Source organism: Bradyrhizobium sp. SZCCHNRI3052, assembly GCF_032484895.1.
Classification (GTDB): Bacteria; Pseudomonadota; Alphaproteobacteria; order Rhizobiales; family Xanthobacteraceae; genus Bradyrhizobium.
On the sequence record NZ_JAUETW010000005.1, the window covers coordinates 238,385 to 255,484 of the forward strand.

Annotated in this window: 17 protein-coding genes; 9 read left to right on the top strand and 8 right to left on the bottom strand. The window is 66.6% G+C overall.

Annotation, left to right across the window (positions count from 1 at the left end):
- Positions 1-6 precede the first annotated feature (6 nt).
- On the bottom strand, positions 7-396 hold the full coding sequence (locus QW887_RS16910; RefSeq protein WP_315753098.1) for a hypothetical protein: 390 nt from the start codon (positions 394-396) through the stop codon (positions 7-9).
- A 324-nt stretch (positions 397-720) separates the two neighbouring features.
- Here QW887_RS16910 and QW887_RS16915 point away from each other — a divergent pair, with 324 nt between their 5' ends.
- Both QW887_RS16915 and QW887_RS16920 read left to right on the top strand, forming a co-directional pair.
- Positions 721-1,266, top strand: a complete 546-nt coding sequence (locus QW887_RS16915; RefSeq protein WP_316194712.1) for a sigma-70 family RNA polymerase sigma factor — start codon at positions 721-723, stop codon at positions 1,264-1,266.
- Between the two features lie 2 nt (positions 1,267-1,268).
- The gene (locus QW887_RS16920; RefSeq protein WP_315716083.1) at positions 1,269-1,907 is read left to right on the top strand and encodes a DUF1109 domain-containing protein; all 639 of its coding nucleotides are present in this window, start codon (positions 1,269-1,271) and stop codon (positions 1,905-1,907) included.
- 12 nt (positions 1,908-1,919) lie between these two features.
- On the opposite strand, the gene QW887_RS16925 is transcribed toward QW887_RS16920, so the two are convergent.
- Together QW887_RS16925 and QW887_RS16930 are read right to left on the bottom strand one after the other, a co-directional pair.
- Positions 1,920-3,029 carry a DUF2336 domain-containing protein gene (locus QW887_RS16925; RefSeq protein ID WP_316194713.1) on the bottom strand — a complete coding sequence of 370 codons (1,110 nt, stop codon included), beginning with the start codon at positions 3,027-3,029 and terminating at the stop codon, positions 1,920-1,922.
- Positions 3,026-4,189 (bottom strand): GGDEF domain-containing protein, encoded by a 1,164-nt coding sequence (locus tag QW887_RS16930; RefSeq protein WP_316194714.1) that lies wholly within the window; start codon positions 4,187-4,189, stop codon positions 3,026-3,028. The genes QW887_RS16925 and QW887_RS16930 overlap by 4 nt, the downstream gene beginning before the upstream one ends.
- Positions 4,190-4,511: 322 nt before the next feature.
- Here QW887_RS16930 and QW887_RS16935 point away from each other — a divergent pair, with 322 nt between their 5' ends.
- From QW887_RS16935 to QW887_RS16960, 6 genes are all read left to right on the top strand, one after another.
- Positions 4,512-5,081, top strand: coding sequence for a sigma-70 family RNA polymerase sigma factor (locus QW887_RS16935; protein WP_008961196.1), 570 nt, complete (start codon positions 4,512-4,514; stop codon positions 5,079-5,081).
- The gene (locus QW887_RS16940; RefSeq protein WP_316187274.1) at positions 5,078-5,920 is read left to right on the top strand and encodes a hypothetical protein; all 843 of its coding nucleotides are present in this window, start codon (positions 5,078-5,080) and stop codon (positions 5,918-5,920) included. Before QW887_RS16935 ends, QW887_RS16940 begins: the two co-directional genes overlap by 4 nt.
- A gap of 33 nt (positions 5,921-5,953) precedes the next feature.
- Positions 5,954-7,597, top strand: coding sequence for a S8 family serine peptidase (locus QW887_RS16945; RefSeq protein ID WP_410052609.1), 1,644 nt, complete (start codon positions 5,954-5,956; stop codon positions 7,595-7,597).
- A gap of 469 nt (positions 7,598-8,066) precedes the next feature.
- A complete protein-coding gene (locus QW887_RS16950) occupies positions 8,067-8,693 on the top strand; it encodes a TIGR03809 family protein (protein WP_316194715.1) in 627 nt (208 codons plus the stop codon).
- Positions 8,694-8,816: 123 nt separating this feature from the next.
- Positions 8,817-9,413, top strand: coding sequence for a TetR/AcrR family transcriptional regulator (locus QW887_RS16955; protein WP_315768147.1), 597 nt, complete (start codon positions 8,817-8,819; stop codon positions 9,411-9,413).
- Between the two features lie 68 nt (positions 9,414-9,481).
- Positions 9,482-10,342 (top strand): DMT family transporter, encoded by an 861-nt coding sequence (locus tag QW887_RS16960; protein WP_316194716.1) that lies wholly within the window; start codon positions 9,482-9,484, stop codon positions 10,340-10,342.
- A gap of 9 nt (positions 10,343-10,351) precedes the next feature.
- Here the strand turns inward: QW887_RS16960 and QW887_RS16965 are convergent, their stop codons facing one another.
- Entirely contained in the window at positions 10,352-11,728 is a 1,377-nt protein-coding gene (locus tag QW887_RS16965) for a TIGR03808 family TAT-translocated repetitive protein (RefSeq protein WP_316194717.1), read from the bottom strand.
- A 228-nt stretch (positions 11,729-11,956) separates the two neighbouring features.
- Between QW887_RS16965 and QW887_RS16970 the strand changes: the two genes are divergently transcribed.
- A complete protein-coding gene (locus tag QW887_RS16970; RefSeq protein ID WP_315716090.1) occupies positions 11,957-12,244 on the top strand; it encodes a GlsB/YeaQ/YmgE family stress response membrane protein in 288 nt (95 codons plus the stop codon).
- A 40-nt stretch (positions 12,245-12,284) separates the two neighbouring features.
- Here QW887_RS16970 and QW887_RS16975 read toward each other — a convergent pair whose 3' ends face one another.
- The 4 genes from QW887_RS16975 to scpA all read right to left on the bottom strand — a co-directional run bounded on the left by QW887_RS16975 (position 12,285) and on the right by scpA (position 17,094).
- On the bottom strand, positions 12,285-12,941 hold the full coding sequence (locus tag QW887_RS16975) for a pyroglutamyl-peptidase I (protein WP_315716091.1): 657 nt from the start codon (positions 12,939-12,941) through the stop codon (positions 12,285-12,287).
- On the bottom strand, positions 12,938-13,927 hold the full coding sequence (gene meaB, locus QW887_RS16980) for a methylmalonyl Co-A mutase-associated GTPase MeaB (protein ID WP_315716092.1): 990 nt from the start codon (positions 13,925-13,927) through the stop codon (positions 12,938-12,940). Before meaB ends, QW887_RS16975 begins: the two co-directional genes overlap by 4 nt.
- A gap of 35 nt (positions 13,928-13,962) precedes the next feature.
- Positions 13,963-14,736 (bottom strand): RsiV family protein, encoded by a 774-nt coding sequence (locus QW887_RS16985; protein ID WP_315716093.1) that lies wholly within the window; start codon positions 14,734-14,736, stop codon positions 13,963-13,965.
- Positions 14,737-14,937: 201 nt separating this feature from the next.
- Entirely contained in the window at positions 14,938-17,094 is a 2,157-nt protein-coding gene (gene scpA / locus QW887_RS16990) for a methylmalonyl-CoA mutase (protein WP_316171157.1), read from the bottom strand.
- Positions 17,095-17,100: the final 6 nt, after the last annotated feature.

The following is a 17,100-nucleotide window of genomic DNA, read 5'->3' on the forward strand; positions in this document are numbered from 1 at the left end:
GGCGCCTCAGATCATGAACATCCGTGCCGCCGAGCCCAGGGTGAGCAGGGTGCCGCAGGCGATGAAGATCTTGCCGATGATCGAGGCCTTGTCCCAGCCGGAGCTGTCGTCATTGCTGACCGTGACCATGTTCACGGTGACGTCCGAGGCCGCTGGCGCATCGCTCGGCGCGGCGTCGGCCGATTCCGCCGCGGGTGCGGCCTGAGCCTGGGCTTCGACCGGCATCGGCGCCGGGAATCCGTCCTGCTTCGCCGCCGGAGCGCTCTCGGAGCCGACCGGCAAGAACGGACTGTAGCTCTGCTGTTCGGCCGCGCGGGCGAATCCAGTGCCAACGAGGCCCAGAACGAACGCGGCGGCAATGATCAATGCTGAACGTCCACTGGCTTGGATCGTCATCGTCGGCTCTCTCCCCATCCCGCCAGCCCAGGCCGGAGTGAGACCCCGACAGATGTCGAGAACGGGGCAGAAAATGGGTATCTTCCTGCCGCTCACGGCAAAAGCTGGGCGGCGCCGCACTTTGCGGCGCGGCCCATTAAACCTGATCATGCACCTTTCGATTCGGTGCTATGGAGCGGTTCCAAGACTTGCCCGGTGGCGTGCTCTCGTTGTGGCGTAACTCGGATGGTTCCGAGGCCAATGTCCGCATCACGAATTAGTGATCAGGATGTCGCGAGAGTAACAAGCTGACGATTCGGGCGAATTGCTGGGGGTGGAGCGGAGTTGCGCGAGCGTGACGACGAGTGGACGGGCTGGATGCGCCAGGCCGTCGCCGGTGACGACGAGGCCTATCATCGCCTGCTGAGGGCGATCACGCCGGTGTTGCGCGCAGCATCACGGCGCGGGTTGGCGCGCGCCGGTCAGCCCCCCGACCAGGCCGAGGACATCGTGCAGGAAATTCTGTTGGCGGTTCATCTCAAGCGGCACACCTGGGACGTCGACGCGCCGTTCGCGCCCTGGCTGTTCGCGATCGCGCGCAACAAGCTGATCGACATGCTGCGCCGGCGCGGCCGGCGGGTGTTCGTCGACATCGACGATTTCTCGGAGACGCTGGCCGACGAGCCGCCGGCGCCCACCGTCTCGGCCGGCGAGGTCGAGGCGCAGCTGAAGACCCTGTCGCAGCGTCAGCGCGACGTGCTGCAGTCGATCGCAGTCGAGGCTGCCTCGATCAAGCAGACCGCGGAGAAGTTTTCCATGAGCGAGGGCGCGGTGCGGGTGGCGCTGCACCGCGCGCTCGCAAGCCTCACGGCCAAGCTACGGGATACCTGACCATGGACACCGATCAGCTCATCCGCACCCTCGCGGCCGACAATGCGCAGCGCGCGCAGCCGGTCGGCATCGTGCTGGCGCTGGCCCTGATGGCGGCAACGCCGGTCTCGACCGCAATGCTGCTCATCGGCCTCGGCGTCCGGCCGGACATCTGGCTCGCGGTGCGCAATCCGTTCTTCGACCTGAAGTTCGTCGTCACCACGGCGCTGGCGATCCCGGCGCTGATCATCAGCCTGCATCTGTCGCGCCCTGAAGCTTCGCTGCAGGGCTGGAGCTGGCTCCTGATCGCGCCGATCCTCGTCCTCGTCGGCGGCATGGTGGCGGAAATGATGCTGCCGCAGCGCACGCCGATGATGGCGCGGCTGGTCGGCCACAATTCGATGGTGTGCATGAGCGCCATTCCCGTGCTGTCGCTGCCGCTGCTGGCCGCCGCGCTGTTCGGTCTGCGCCATGGCGCGCCGTCGCGTCCGGCGATGACGGGCGCGATCGCCGGGCTGGTCTCGGCGGGCATGGCGGCGACGCTCTATGCCGCGCATTGCACCGACGATTCGCCGCTGTTCGTGGCCACCTGGTACACGGTGGCCGCGCTGATCGTGGCCGGGCTCGGCGCGCTCATCGGCGCGAGGGTGCTGCGCTATTGACCCGGGGGGCGGCTACGCCTGCACCGGCGTCGCGGCGTCCTGGACGCGATGGAAGCGCAGCACCTGCTGCGCGGTGGATCGCCGGAGCCGCTCATAGGTGGCCTTGCAGGCGTCGAGATCGGTCGTCGCGGTGGTGGCGAGCCCATCGCGCATCAGGATGATCGACTTCACCGTAGGCCATGACAGGCCTGCGACCTTGGCGAGGATCATGACGCCCTCGGCGCGGCTTTCGATCATGATGCTCTCGGCGACCGCGACCGGCACGTTGGCCATGGCTGCCACGGCGGCATTGGCCTCGTCGAACTTGCGCTGCTCGGTGAACTGCACGACGAGACGATCGTCGAGCCGGCCCTCGGCATGCAGTGAGCGCACCAGCGCGTGCGCGATCTCGGTCTGGCTGGTCAGCGCCACCGCGCTCGATCGCGCCCGCCGGCCTGCCGTCCGCACCGCCGAGGAGACCTCCTGCGCGAGCTTCGGGTTTGCTGCCTTGAGCCGCGCGCGGACCGTGGCCGACGCCTTGGCGACCAGCTTCAGATAGAGGTGGCGCGGCAGATTGGGCCGCATGGCGAGGCACGCGGCGAGGTTTTCGTCCAGCGCGGCGCGATCGGCCAGCGTGTCGAGGCTGGCCTCCGAGACGTCGGCGCCGGGATTGCTGACGGTGCTGTGAACGACCTCGTCGTTGCCGCGCCTGAGCAGGATGTCGGTGACGGCGCGGCTGAGCACGCGCCGGAGCGAGATCGCGAGCAGATGCGCCTGGCTCTTGGTCTCGGCTGTGCGGATCAGCGCGGCCTCGTCGAGCCGTTCGGACTTCGACAGCACCGGGCCTGCGACATCGATGGCGTCGTCATCGGCCAGCCGGTAGAGCGTTCGCGGCGGCGCCGACGCCAGCGGCGCCAGCCGCCGCGCGAGCAGCGCGCGGGCCGAGATCTCGATGTGCTCGATCAGGCATTCGAATACGTCGTCGAACAGCGCGACCTGATCATCGCCGAAGTCCGTCGCGCCGTCGACGAACAGGTCCGTCACCTTGCGCAGGGTCTCGACCCGCCGGGCGACGGTGCCGTGCGCGAGCGTGTCCTCGAGCTCATCGAGCAGGCTTTCGTTCGGGGCGGGTTTCGGGGTCATGCCGGGACGGCGCAGGCGCTGGTGACGCGATTGCGGCCCTGCGCCTTCGAGTCGTAGAGCGCACGATCGGCCCGGGCGAGCAGTGAATCGGCGGTCTCGTCGCCGCGCGGGGTGGCCACGCCGGCCGAGAACGTGACCTGCAGGCCGGTCGAAAACGCACTCCAGTCGAGGCCGGCGATGATCTGGCGCAATCGTTCGGCGAGCCGCGCCGCGGCGTCGGCCGGTGCGCCCGGCAGCACCAGCAGGAATTCCTCGCCGCCGTAGCGGCCGAAGCGGTCGCTGCCGCGAATGTTGGCGAAGATGGTGATGGCGAAGGTGCGCAGCACGTCGTCGCCGGTCGGATGACCATGCGTGTCGTTGATGCGCTTGAACCAGTCGAGATCGATCAGCACGACCGAGCAGGGCTGGCCGCCCTGCCGCGCCTGCGCCATCTCCTCGTCCAGCACATCCATGATCGAGCGCCGGTTCAGCGCGCCGGTGAGCTCGTCGATCTCGGCCAGCTCCTCGATGCGGCGATAGGCTTCCTTGAGCTTCTGTCCGCGCTGGTACAGCGTCTCGCGCAGCGCGCTGGAGAAGATGCCGAGGAACATGCAGCCGGCGATGGTGAGGAGGAAGACCAGGAGCGTCGCGAGCCGCTCGAGGCCGCTGTCGTGCGGCATGCCGAGCGGCTTGTCGGTGAGCAGGAACAATCCCGCCAGCCCGATCGCGAGGAACGTCCAGCAGATCGCGCTCTGGCGCGGCGTCGCCCGCAGCGAGGCAAAGGCGACGACGATGTACAGCGTGCACAGGAAGAGGATGCTGACTTCGGGCGCGATGTAGCAGAACGCGACCGTGATCATCATGCTGGCGAGCGATTGCGGCACCACGAGGTAGTGGTCGCGGAAACGGTCGTTGAAGCCGCTCTCCGACAAAGCGGTCCACAGCGCGACGGTCAGAATGCCGGTCGCTGCGTAGGCTGGCGCGATCGCGACCGGGACGGTTCCCGCCTCTGCGTAGATCAGCAGGATGACGGCGTCGATCAGGTAGCATCCGGCGACCAGCGCCAGCATCTGCCGGCGCCGCCCGGCACGACGCGCGCGCAGGTCGCTGACCGGAGACGGTTGCGCGTCCCCGGCCTCAGCGACATTCGGACTGGGAATAGGCGGTGCCGTCGTGCCCATGTGCTCGCGATTCTTCGTCGTTGGCTTAAAATCTACGTGGGAAAGCATTTAACTTTGGTATCTATGGGCATGGACGAAGAGGCCGCCGGCGTCGTGCTGCGACGGGGAATCTACGGCTTTCAGGGCGTGCAGTTGGCGGGAACGGGCGGAACATGGTAGGCGGGAACCCGCTGGTCACGATCGACCTGGGCGCTGCAGCGAAATCTGCAAGTCTGTGCGCCAACTCACATTTCGGGACGTATCTTTCCGGTATTTTGAAGATTTTTGCGGTTGTGTTCGAACCGCGACGTCAATCCTCCAGACCAATCTTGCGAGACGGCCATTGAGCGTGACAGCAGCGGCGTCAGATGAAACCCTGATTGCCCGGATCGCTCAAGGCGACCGGCTCGCCATGCAGGTGCTGTACGGACGGCACCATGTCAGGGTGTACCGTTTCGGGCTCCGGCTCGTGCGGGACGAGCAGGTCGCGGAAGACCTCATCAGCGAGGTCTTTCTCGACGTGTGGCGTCAGGCCGGCAAGTTCGAAGGCCGTTCTGCCGTCTCCACCTGGCTCCTGGCGATCACGCGGTTCAAGGCCCTGTCGGCCCTTCGGCGCCGGAAGGACGTTGAGCTGGAAGACGAGGCCGCGAACGCGATCGAAGATACCTCCGACGATCCGGAGGTCGCGGTCCAGAAGAAGAATACCGGCGAAGCATTGCGCAAGTGCCTGACGGCGCTTTCGCCTGATCACCGGGAGATCGTCGATCTCGTCTACTACCACGAGAAGTCCGTGGAGGAGGTGGCCGAGATCGTCGGAATTCCGGAAAACACCGTCAAGACGCGCCTGTTCTATGCGCGCAAGAAATTGGCCGAACTCCTGAAAGCGGCCGGCATTGAGAGAGGCTGGCCATGATGGCTTTGAGCAAGATGCTGGAGCAAGAGCCCGGAGAGATCGAACTCCTGCTGCCGTGGTACGCCGCCGGCACGCTGAGCGCGCGCGACATGCGCCGGGTCGAGGAGGCTCTTGCCAACGATGCCGATCTCGCCAGGCAGTATGCGGAGATCCAGAAGGAGTATGCCGAGACCATCGCGCTGAACGAAAGCCTCGGCGCGCCGTCGATGCGTGCGATGCAGAAGCTGTTCGCGGCGATCGAGGCGGATCCGGTGCAGAAGCCTGCCGCGCCGCGCGGCTTCAGCGCGCGGCTGATGGATTTCTTCGACAGCCTGTCGCCGCGGACCCTGGCGTGGACCGTCAGCCTCGGCGCGCTGCTGGTGCTGACGCAGGCCGGCGTGATCGGCGCCGTGCTGATGCGCTCGCAGACTGCGACCTATCAGACCGCCTCGGTCCAGGACAAGACCGCGGCGCCCGAGCCCGCGAGCAGGCCGATGGCCGCGCCGCCGCCGCCGAGCGCCGCTGCGCCGGCCCCGGCGGAGCGGGCGCCCGAGAGCATGACGCGTTCGCGGATGGCCGAAGCACCGGCCCCGGCCGCACCGCTGATCCGCGGCCTTGGACCGCAGGTCGCCGGATCGACCGCGCCCGCCTATGCGCTGGTGCGGTTCGCGCCGGATGCGCGCATGGCCGACATCTCGGCGCTGCTCGACAGCTACCAGGCCTCGATCGTCGAGGGCGCCAAGGGCGGCCTGTTCAAGCTGCAACTCGGCGACCGGCCGTTGTCGAAGGCCGAGGCCGACAGCCTGATCGGCCGTCTGGCGCGCGAGAAGATCGTCAGCCTCGCGGTGGCCGCGCAATAGGCCCGCGCCGTCCGAACGTCATTCGGAGGCTCCATGTCGTCTACTTCGCCGCTCCAGTTCGCCAGATCGGTCGCGATGCTGATTGTCGTCGCAATGCCTGCTTTCGCAGGTGGCGACCTCAGTGCCCATGCCCAGGCGATGATGCGTTCGCCCAACATCAACATCCCGAGCCGGGTGCCGAGCATCAACCCGGGCACCGCGATGCGTGCGCCGCCGCCGACGGCGATGACCGTGCGCCCGACCTTGCCCAATGCGCGATTTGCACCGAACCTGCAGACCTCCTGCGACCCGGCGGATCGCAGCGCCTCGGGTGAATGTCTCGACCGCCGGCCGGTGACGACGGACGGGCAGGGCCGGCGGTCCCAAGGAAGATTGGACAAAGACAAGTCCGCCAAGGTGACGCAGCGGGGCGAGCCGAAAGCTGCGGCCGCGGTCGACCCGCGGACCATCGCCAACGAGATCGTCGCCGAAATCGATGACGGTCTCTCGACGGACCAGGCCGACGCGCTGGCGCGCCGCCATGGCCTGCAGCGCATCAGCTCGCAGCGCTTTCCGCTGATCAGCGCCACAATCGGTCTGTTCCGGATCACCGATCGCCGCTCGGTGCAGGCGGTCAGCCGTGCGCTCGCGGCAGATGCCAGGGTGCGTTCGGTGCAGCCGAACTACCGCTACACGCTGCAGCAGCAGAACGTACCGCCCGCCGAGGGCGATCCCGCGCAATACGCGCTGGCGAAGCTGCGGCTGCCCGAAGCGCACAGGCTGGCCCAGGGCTCCAACGTCACCATCGCAGTGATCGATTCCGCGGTCGATCTCAAGCACCCGGAATTCGCCGACGCGTCGTTCGACGCGTTCGACGCACTCGGCGGTGACGAGGGGCCGCATGTGCACGGCACGGGCATCGCCGGCGTGATCGTGTCGCACAAGCGGTTGATGGGCAGCGCGCCCTATGCACGCATCATCGCCATCCGCGCCTTCGGCATGGCCAAGAAAGGCGGCGGGCCGGAGAGCAGCTCCTATGTGATCCTGAAGGCGCTGGACTACGCGGTTCTGCACGGCGCGCAGATCGTCAACATGAGCTTCGCCGGCCCGAAGGATGCGGTGATCGAGCGCGCGATCGCGGCCGTCGCTTCCAAGGGCGTCGTGATGGTCGCCGCGGCCGGCAATGCCGGGGCCAAGTCGCCGCCGCTGTATCCTGCGGGCAATCCGAACGTCATCGCCGTCAGTGCGACCGATGACAGGGACCAGTTGCTGCCGGCGTCGAACCGCGGCAATTACATCGCGCTGGCCGCGCCCGGCGCCGAGATCTTCCTGCCGGCGCCGGACGGAAAATATCAGATCATCTCGGGCACCTCGTTTTCCGCGGCCTATGTCAGCGGGCTTGCGGCGCTGGTGCTGGAGCGCAATCCGGCGCTGAAGCCGGAAACGGTGCGGACCGTGCTGACCGGGACCGCGCGCGATCTCGGGACCCCCGGACGCGACGATCTGTTCGGGGCAGGGCAGGCGGATGCGTTGGCGGCGGTCCAGGCCGTGGCCGCGCCGCAGGATGCGCCCGCTGCTGCTGTGCCTTCCGCGGGGCTGCAAACGGAGCCCGCGGCGGCCCGTGAGTTGCGCCCGGCGCCGGCCGCGGTGACCGAGGCATCTCCAGCCGGCGACGCGCTTCGGCCCGCGCAGCAATGACGCCAACGTTTTCGTGAACGTTCCGAAAATCTCCCGCTCGCCTTGAACGTGCAGCGGGGCGATCACGACAGAAAGCATGTGGGAGCGGTGATCCCCTCCCCAAGGCTATATACGGCGCGAGCGCCCATCCACCCCAAGCGCCCATATGGCTCGACCCGTCCGGTTGTCCCCCCGGACGGGTCTTTCATTTTGGGCGAGGTCGAAGCCCGGAAACGTCGATATCCAGCAGTGTCTCGCGCACCCCGAGTCGAACATCCTTGGGTTGTCTAGGGATGCCGTTGGTCGCGTTCGCGCTCCGCGCCTAGCCAAAGCCCGAAAAAACACGGACAAAATTTCCGCACGACTACGGTTTGGCCGCCAAACAACATGGCATTAGCTAGACTTTGTTAACCTTTTCCACAAAATATTCACGTCACGTTGCGTTGATTCGTGCCGAGTGCGTCCGTCCCCTTATCTCACGGGCTCCCCCATGACACATCGACCGGACGTGGCTTGCAGCCGCGAACTGGCTGCACGCTGGTGCGCGCTTGCCGAAAGGCGCCTGGACCATCTCACCGAGCTGTTCCAGAGCGGCCGCTGGCGCCGCTACTACACCGAGCAGTCTCTCCTGGACGATATCCGCCAGGCCAAGGCCGCGGTGCAGACCTGGCAGGCGCTATCCCGCGCCGAGCCCGAGCAGGTGAGCATCGTGCCCAGCCAGAGGCCGGCTGCCGTTGTGGCTGCGCCACCGGCGCCCGCGCGCCCCGCCGAGCCTGAGCCGATCAAACTCCGTCTCCATGAGAATCATCCCATCGAGCGGCGCCCCATTGCGCTGCCGCCTTCGCTCGAAACCATCCTTGCGGAGTCCAAGATCATCGTCGAGCCCGAGATCGAGCTGGCCGCGGATGATCTGGAACCGGACGACGTCATCGAACCCGACTATGTGGCCGAAGACGACATCGCGCCGGAGCCGACCGTCGCGCCGTCCCGCATCGACATGTTCGCCCTGGAGCAGGCCTTGAGCATCGGCATTCAATCCGACGCCGAGTATGACGAGCCGGTGGTCGATCTCGATGCCATCGAGCGCCGCTATCCAGCGCTGGCGGTCGCGTTCTAGGCGCAGGGCGAGCTCCAGACCCACTCCGCATCGCAGTCAAGGGGACCGCAAGCGGCTCTCAATCTCGTCACTTGATTTCAAGACCGAATGGTCCATATATCGGTCATGAGCCGCCAGACTCCGATGCAGTTGCCGCGTGGGCGCCCGCGAAGTTTCGACATGGACGCCGCTGTCGAGCGGGCAATGGGTGTGTTTTGGTCGCGTGGCTATCACGCGACGGCGCTGCCTGATCTTCTTCAGGCAACGAAGCTCTCGCGTGGCAGCCTCTACGCCGCGTTCGGTGACAAGCACTCGCTGTTCCTGCTCGCGCTTGACCGTTACATCGCCGATGCCCTGGCCCGCATGGATACCGAGCTCGATCCAAGCAGGGAGCCGGTCGACGGCCTGCGGGCCTATCTTGCCGGCTACGTCGACCGCACCTGCGGGGCCAAAGGTCGGCGCGGCTGCCTCCTGGTGGCGACAGCCATGGAGCTTGCTGGCCAGGACGCCGAAGTTGGTCGGCGCATCGCGAGTTTCTTCAAGGCCATGGAGATCCGGGTGGCGGATGCACTGTCCCGCGCGAAGATGGCGGGCAAACTGGCCGAGGGTGTCGAACCTTCGAGTGCCGCGCGAATTCTCGTCTGTTTCGTCGAGGGGCTGCGCGTGGTCGGCAAGACGGGGCCGGCGCCGATCACATCGCAAGCCACCGTTGACGCGCTTCTCGACCGCGTCATTCGATAGAAACCGTTGAGCGCCTTGTTGTTGAGCGTCCTATATCTGGACTGATCAGTCCTTAAATGGAGAATGCCATGACCATCGTCCAGATTCTCTGCTCGGTGGCCGTTCCATTACTGTGGGGTTATCAGTTCGTCGTCATCAAAGTGGGGGTGACGGAGTTTCCGCCGCTGTTCTTTCTCGCGCTTCGATTTCTGGCCATCGCGCTGCTGCTCGTTCCGTTCGTCAAAAGGCCGACGCGTCAGCAGCTCGGTCACATCGCAGTCATTTCCGTTTTCCTGGGCGGCCTGAACTTCGGGCTGTTCTATGTTGGTCTTGGGCTCGGCTCGGGAAGCAGGTCAGCCGTCGCCTATCAACTCGCCACGCCCTTCACCGTCCTGTTGGCGTGGCCGCTGCTGGCGGAGAAGCCGTCCCTCTCCACATGTGCTGGAGTAGGACTTGCATTCGCCGGCGTGGTCGTGCTGGCGGCCGAGCCGGGTCTGACGGCAAACGTGCTTCCGCTGCTGCTGGTGGTTGGCGCAGCCTTCGCATTCGCGGTGTCCAACGTCCTGACCAAGCGCTACGGCCCTTTTGAACCGCTGATGCTGATGGGATGGTCGTCGCTGCTCACCGTGCCGCAAGTCATGACCATGTCGTCGTTCCTCGAATATGGCCAGGTGGCTAGCCTTTCCGCGGCGGATGAACGCGGATGGCTGGCGCTCGCCTACACGGTCTTCATCGGCGGAATTGTCGGGTTTGGCGTCTGGTTCTGGTTGATCGCCCGCTACTCCATGAGCCGCGTCGCACCGTTCAGCCTGCTGCTTCCGGTGTTCGCCCTGATCTCGAGCGTATTGTTCCTGGACGAACGGATGACACCGAAGCTGATTGCGGGCGGGCTGCTGGCGATCACCGGTGTCGCGATCACGCAAATGAGGCCGAGCGCTCGGCCGATTTGAAGCGGCGGCTCAGCTTCGTCGCACGGCGTTGCCGCTGACCACGAGCTGCGCATAGCCTTGCGTCCCGTCCTGCGTCAGGTCCGATGTCACCGGCTTGATGTGATCAAGTCCGATCACCGCGCCGCGCGGGGTGCCGGAGATCATGTTGTTGCTGACGAGCGCCGTGCCCGCGCCCGGAACGACGGACACGCCGACGCCCGCGAGCGCATTGCGAATGACGTTGCCGGAGATCGCCACGTCCCTGAGATATCGGCCCCAGCCGGCGACGATGCCGTAGGACGGGGCATTCTCGACCACGTTGCCGGTCACCGCGGAGTCCGCCTCGACATAGATGCCGATGCCGGCATCGTCGTCGGGTGCTGTGCCGACCGGCCGCTTCGGGATCAGATTGCGGATGATGTTGCCCTGGACCACCGCGATGCGGCCGCCTTCGTTGAAGTTGCACACGGACACGCCGAACGCGGCGCCGTCCACCGTATTGCCTGAGATGACGGCGCCCTCGAATGCGAACTCCGAGTAGAGCGCGACCTCGCGCACGTCGCTGACGCTGTTGCCGACGATCTGGATGTTCGAGGCCGAGTTGCCCCGCACTGCCGAGTAGTCGCAGTTCCTGATGCGGTTGCCGCGCACGATCACGTTGCCGGCGCGAAAGGCGTTGATGGCGTTGCCGTACTGGCCCGAGCCGCCGGGGCCGGCCTTGATGTCCGTGATGCTGTTGTCGAGCACCATCGTGCCGTCGTCGCCGATCGCGGTGCGCAGGATCTCGATGCCGTTGTCGCGCGTCCCCTTGATGGTATTGCGCGACACGATCAGCCCGAGGGCATCGAACGACACGATCGCGGTGACCGCGATGTCGGTGAGGACGTTGCCGCTGACGTCGCCGGAAACCTGCTCGAGCCAGATGCCGCTGCCGCCGGAGCGGGTGATCTCGCAATCATCGATCCTGACATCGTTGCCGGCTGCAACGTGAAGCAGGCCGCGCCGCTGGGGCAGGGCAATGCCGCCGCCGTCGAGCGCGACGCCGCTGATGCCGAGGCCGTCAGCGCCTTCTGCTGACAGCATCGACGGGCCGCCACCGGTGAACACGAGCTTGGTGGCACCCCGGACGCCGACCATCTGGCTGCCCCTGGCAAGCCGCAGCATCGAGGTCCTGTAGGTGCCCGGCGGCAGCGCCAGCGGCACCTGGGCGCGGGTGGCCTCGTCGATCGCACGCTGCAGCGCGCGGGTCTGGTCGTCGGGACTGTTGGGCTTGACGCCATATTGCGTGGCGTCGCGGCCGAGTGTGGAGATCAGGGGGGCGGCCTGCGCGGCATCCGCCGGCAGGGCCAATGCCCCGGCGGCGCCGGCAGCCGATCCAGCCAGAATGCGGCGGCGATTGACATCCATGGTCAGCGTCTCGCGCAAAAGATGATGTGCGGCCACGACTTAAGCTGAAAGTCTCAATGCTGATGCCGAGGATGAGCGCCTGCGCCCGGGATTGTTGGCGGTAGGGTTAAATCTTCACGTCAGATCGCCCGCCGGCGTGGGTTGCCCGTCGAACCGGTGAGCCTCTCCCGAGGGAACCAATGGGACTCGGGGACATTGTTCCCGCAATGGATCGGCGAGGAGAGGGTCATGCATCTGTCAAATGAGAGTCTACTGGTTATTCTGTTCGTGGGCATTGTCGCGGGCTGGCTCGCAGGCCGCGTCATGGAAGGCGGCGGCTTCGGCCTGATCGGCGACCTGATCGTCGGCCTCCTCGGTGCCTTCATCGGCAACTGGCTGTTGCCGCAGCTCGGCATTCATCTGGGTGTCGGACTGGTCGCCGCGATCATCAACGCCTTCATCGGCGCCGTGGTCCTGTTGCTCCTGCTGCGCTTGATCGGTGGGGGATTTGGCGGTCGGCGCCGCTGGAGCATCTGATATCCCGCGCTGACCGTCAGCGGTCATACCACCATCGGCGTCAGCTCGTGCGACAGGACGCCTGTCGCACGACCTTGACCAGCTCCGTCAGCATCGCTTCGCCGGCATCGACGAGCCCCTCCAGCGTGATGCGCGAACTGCCGTGCGGCAACGCCGTGCCGGCACGCGGCAAGGGAGGAATGTGGATGAAGGCGGCGAGCCGCGGCCCTTCGGCGGCCTTGGTCGCCTCGATCGCGCGCCAGCTCAGATAGTTGCAGAGATAGCTGCCGGCATCGCGCGAGGCCCGGGCATCGATGCCGGTGGCGCGCGCCGCGCGCAGCAGCCGCGCCATGTGCGGGCCGAACGGCATCGGATGTGCACCCGGGACGATCACGCCCTTGCGCGCGACGTGGCGGTCGGCATCCGGGAAGGTCGTGGTGATCGCGTTGCGGGCGCGCGTCTCGATCCGCAGATAGGACGTTCGCCCGGCGAGGCCGAACATCATGAGCGCATGCGGGCGCCGCTCGGCGATCAGCGCGGGCAGCTCGCGATCCACGGTCGCATAGGTCACGTGAAAAATGTGGCTGCTGATGGCGATGTCATCCAGCGCTGGCCGCCGCAGCTCGGACAACCGCTTCACCAGCGGCATGGTCGGATTGGACGGCGCGCCGGGAAACGGGCCGAATCCGGTGATCAGGATGCGCGGCCGCTCGCTCATGTCAGCATCTCCGCAAGCTGCTCGGCGGCGAGCGCCGGCGCGACGCGGCCCTCGGCGACGTCGCTCTCCAGCCTCTTCACCTTCGCGCGGATGGATGGATCGGTGCGCAGCCGCGCCATCAGGCGCTGCTCGAGCATGGTCCACATCCATTTCACCTGCTGGTCGCGCCGCCGCGCGGCGAACTCGCCGGAGGCGATCATCGCCTTGCGATGATCCAGGACCTTCTGCCACAGCTCGGCAATGCCCGTCCCGGCCATCGCCGAATAGGTCACGACCGGCGGATGCCAGTGCTCGGAGCGGGGGCTGAGCAGATGCAGCGCGCCGCGATAGTCGGCGGCGGTGATGTTGGCGCGCTTGACGTTGTCGCCATCGGCCTTGTTGATCGCGATCATGTCGGCGAGCTCGACCAGGCCCTTCTTGATGCCCTGCAGCTCGTCGCCGCCGCCGGGCAGCATCAGGGCGAGGAAGAAATCGGTCATGTCGCAGACCGCGGTTTCGGACTGGCCGATGCCGACCGTCTCGACCAGGATCACGTCGAAGCCTGCGGCCTCGCACAGCAGCATCGCCTCGCGCGTCTTGGCGGCGACGCCGCCGAGCGTGCCCGACGAGGGCGAGGGGCGGATGAAGGCGTGCTCGTGATGGGACAATCGCGCCATCCGCGTCTTGTCGCCGAGAATCGAACCGCCGGTTCGCGCCGACGAGGGGTCGACCGCGAGCACCGCGACCTTGTGGCCCTGTCCGATCAGGAACATGCCGAGGGCATCGATCGTGGTGGACTTGCCGACGCCGGGCGAGCCGGTGATGCCGACGCGGATCGCGTGCCCCGTCCGTGGCAGCAGCGCCTGTACCAGCTCGCGCGCGGCGGCTTGATGGTCGGCGCGGCGGCTCTCGACCAGCGTGATCGCGCGCGCCAGCGCCGCGCGGCTGCCGGCGCTGATATCGTCGGCCAAGGCCGTGGTATTTGGCGAAGGAGAACGAGAGGACATGCGCCCGTTATAGCGGATGCGAGCGGCCCGGCCAGCTAGTTCTCCTCGGCATCCCCCTTCGGCCTCGCGCCGCCGAAGATCGCCTGCCCCTCCGCGCTGAGATAGGGCTTCAGCGTTTCCCAGGGCACGAAGGCGACATAGTCGCCCTCCGCGTAGGCGCCGACGGCGTAGGGCGGATAGTGGAAGGTGAGGCCCGAGCTCTTGCCGGCCAGCGTCGAGGGCGCGAGCGTGACGGCGCCAATGCCGAGCAGCTTCGGCTCGACGCTCTTCAACCACCACTCGTCGGTGTCGCCGGCGTCGCGCGCCTTCTTCTCTGCCCGCAGCGAGGCGATGATCGCCTTGCTGATCGCGGTCATGGTCGGACCGTTGTCGGCGGTCTCGTTGAAGAACGGGCGGATCGAGATGCGCTTGGCGGCGGCCTTGTCCCAGAGGATGGTGTCGACCGTCCGGTTGGGATGGGCGCCATGCGTGTCCATGTAGTCGTTGCGCAGCACGCTGACATAGCGATCGGCGACGATCGAACGCACCGAATAGTCGCGGCCATAGGTGTAAGGGCCGTCGCGGAACAGTTCCTTGTCCGCCTTGTAGTCCTTGGCGGCGTCCGCGGCCTGCTTGTCCATCCACTTGCGGCCTTCGGCGAGGCAATTCGCGGCGAGCGCCGGATCGGCCTTGATGTCGGCACTCAGCGTGACGCTGGCCTCGGCGGCCTTGGTCTTGATCGACGCATCGGGCTTGGCTTCGGCGGCGATCGCCGGCGAGAGGGTGAGCAGGCCGAACAGGGCGGCGACAAGCAGTTTGTTAGAATACATGAGGCTTGTGATCCGGGTTTGGTTGTCTGTGCGCGCACGTACCGCAAAGGTTCGATCGTGCCCAGATCGAACGCGCGGCGATGGATTACAGCGCGTCAATAGCTCGACGCTCTCGGGAATGGACGCAAGACAATGTCGAGATTCCGGGTTCAAGGCCTTTGGCCTTGCCCCGGAATGACGGTGGGGTGTGACGCAGTCGGACTACTCCGCCGCCTCGCTGTGCCCCAGCCGCGCATTGAGCTTTTGGATCAGCTCCTCGGCGGCGTCGGCGATGACGGTGCCCGGCGGGAAGATCGCCTCGGCGCCGGCCTTGTACAGCGCATCGTAATCCTGCGGCGGCACGACGCCGCCGACGATGATCATGATGTCCTCGCGGCCCTGCTTCTTGAGCGCGGCCTTCAGCTCCGGCACCGCGGTGAGATGCGCGGCCGCCAGCGACGAGACGCCGAGAATGTGCACGTCGTTCTCCACCGCCTGCCGCGCCGCCTCGTCGGCGGTGGCGAACAAAGGTCCGATGTCGACGTCGAAACCGATGTCGGCGAAGGCCGACGCGATCACCTTCTGGCCGCGGTCGTGGCCGTCCTGGCCAATCTTGGCGACCAGGATGCGTGGCCGGCGGCCCTCGGCCTCCTCGAACGCCTCGATCAGCGCCTGCAGCTTCTCGGCTTTGCCGGACATGGCGGCGATCTCCCGCTTGTAGACGCCGGTGATGGACTTGATCTCGGCGCGATGGCGGCCGAACACCTTCTCCAGCGCGTCGGAGATCTCGCCGACGGTGGCCTTGGCGCGCGCCGCGTCGATCGCGAGCGCCAGCAGGTTGCCGTTGCCGTCACCGGCCGAGCGCGTGAGCGCCGCCAGCGCCGCATCGACCTCGGCCTGCTTGCGCTCGGATTTGAGCCGCGACAGCTTGTCGATCTGCAGCCGGCGCACGGTGGAATTGTCGACCTTGAGCACGTCGAGCGGCGGCTCGTCGGTCGGCTTGTACTTGTTGACGCCGATCACCGACTGGCGGCCCGTGTCGATCCGCGCCTGGGTCTTGGCCGAGGCCTCCTCGATGCGCAGCTTCGGCACGCCGGCCTCGATCGCCTTGGCCATGCCGCCGAGCTCCTCGATCTCCTGGATGTGGCCCCAGGCCTTGGCGGCGAGGTCGCGGGTGAGGCGCTCGACATAATACGAGCCGCCCCAGGGATCGATGATCCGGGTGGTGCCGCTCTCCTGCTGCAGGAACAGTTGGGTGTTGCGGGCAATGCGGGCGGAGAAGTCGGTCGGCAGCGCCAGCGCCTCGTCGAGCGCGTTGGTGTGCAGCGACTGGGTATGGCCTTGCGTGGCTGCCATCGCCTCGACGGCGGTTCGCACGACGTTGTTGTAGACGTCCTGCGCGGTCAGCGACCAGCCGGAGGTCTGGCTGTGCGTACGCAAGGACAGCGAGCGCGGGTCTTTCGGGTTGAAGGGCTTCAAGAGCTTCGCCCACAGCAGGCGCGCCGCGCGGAGCTTGGCGACCTCCATGAAGAAGTTCATGCCGATCGCCCAGAAGAACGACAGCCGCGGCGCGAAGCGGTCGACGTCGAGTCCGGCGGCGATGCCGGCGCGCAGATATTCGACGCCGTCGGCGAGCGTATAGGCGAGCTCGAGATCCTGCGTCGCGCCGGCCTCCTGCATGTGATAGCCGGAGATGGAAATGGAATTGAACTTCGGCATCTTCTGCGAGGTGAAGGCGAAAATGTCGGAGATGATCCGCATCGAGGGCGACGGCGGATAGATGTAGGTGTTGCGCACCATGAACTCTTTCAGAATGTCGTTCTGAATGGTGCCCGACAGCTTCTCCGGCGGCACGCCCTGCTCTTCGGCGGCGACGACGAACAGCGCCAGGATCGGCAGCACGGCGCCGTTCATGGTCATCGACACGCTCATCTGGTCGAGCGGAATGCCGGCGAACAAGGTGCGCATGTCGTAGATCGAGTCGATTGCGACGCCGGCCATGCCGACGTCGCCGCCGACGCGCGGATGATCGGAATCATAGCCGCGATGGGTGGCGAGATCGAAGGCGACCGAGAGGCCCTTCTGGCCGGCGGCGAGGTTGCGGCGGTAGAAGGCGTTGGAATCCTCGGCCGTGGAGAAGCCGGCATATTGCCGGACGGTCCATGGCTGGTTGACATACATGGTCGGGTACGGACCGCGCATAAACGGCGCGATGCCCGGCCAAGTGTCGAGGAAGTCGATGCCGGCGAGATCGGCCTCGCCATAGGCGGGCTTCACCGGAATGCCTTCGGGCGTGAGCCACGGCTCGGCTGGGCCTGCGGGAGCCGGCGTGGCCGTGGGCTCGAACGCGATCGCGGTGAAATCGGGAATGCGGCTCATGGCCCG

Coding starts and splice junctions, on each gene's coding strand:
- QW887_RS16910 (WP_315753098.1), bottom strand. CDS start 396: ATGACGATCCAAGCCAGTGGACGTTCAGCATTGATCATTGCCGCCGCG.
- QW887_RS16920 (WP_315716083.1), top strand. CDS start 1,269: ATGGACACCGATCAGCTCATCCGCACCCTCGCGGCCGACAATGCGCAG.
- QW887_RS16925 (WP_316194713.1), bottom strand. CDS start 3,029: ATGACCCCGAAACCCGCCCCGAACGAAAGCCTGCTCGATGAGCTCGAG.
- QW887_RS16930 (WP_316194714.1), bottom strand. CDS start 4,189: ATGGGCACGACGGCACCGCCTATTCCCAGTCCGAATGTCGCTGAGGCC.
- QW887_RS16940 (WP_316187274.1), top strand. CDS start 5,078: ATGATGGCTTTGAGCAAGATGCTGGAGCAAGAGCCCGGAGAGATCGAA.
- QW887_RS16945 (WP_410052609.1), top strand. CDS start 5,954: ATGTCGTCTACTTCGCCGCTCCAGTTCGCCAGATCGGTCGCGATGCTG.
- QW887_RS16950 (WP_316194715.1), top strand. CDS start 8,067: ATGACACATCGACCGGACGTGGCTTGCAGCCGCGAACTGGCTGCACGC.
- QW887_RS16955 (WP_315768147.1), top strand. CDS start 8,817: ATGCAGTTGCCGCGTGGGCGCCCGCGAAGTTTCGACATGGACGCCGCT.
- QW887_RS16960 (WP_316194716.1), top strand. CDS start 9,482: ATGACCATCGTCCAGATTCTCTGCTCGGTGGCCGTTCCATTACTGTGG.
- QW887_RS16965 (WP_316194717.1), bottom strand. CDS start 11,728: ATGGATGTCAATCGCCGCCGCATTCTGGCTGGATCGGCTGCCGGCGCC.
- QW887_RS16970 (WP_315716090.1), top strand. CDS start 11,957: ATGCATCTGTCAAATGAGAGTCTACTGGTTATTCTGTTCGTGGGCATT.
- QW887_RS16975 (WP_315716091.1), bottom strand. CDS start 12,941: ATGAGCGAGCGGCCGCGCATCCTGATCACCGGATTCGGCCCGTTTCCC.
- meaB (WP_315716092.1), bottom strand. CDS start 13,927: ATGTCCTCTCGTTCTCCTTCGCCAAATACCACGGCCTTGGCCGACGAT.
- QW887_RS16985 (WP_315716093.1), bottom strand. CDS start 14,736: ATGTATTCTAACAAACTGCTTGTCGCCGCCCTGTTCGGCCTGCTCACC.
- scpA (WP_316171157.1), bottom strand. CDS start 17,094: ATGAGCCGCATTCCCGATTTCACCGCGATCGCGTTCGAGCCCACGGCC.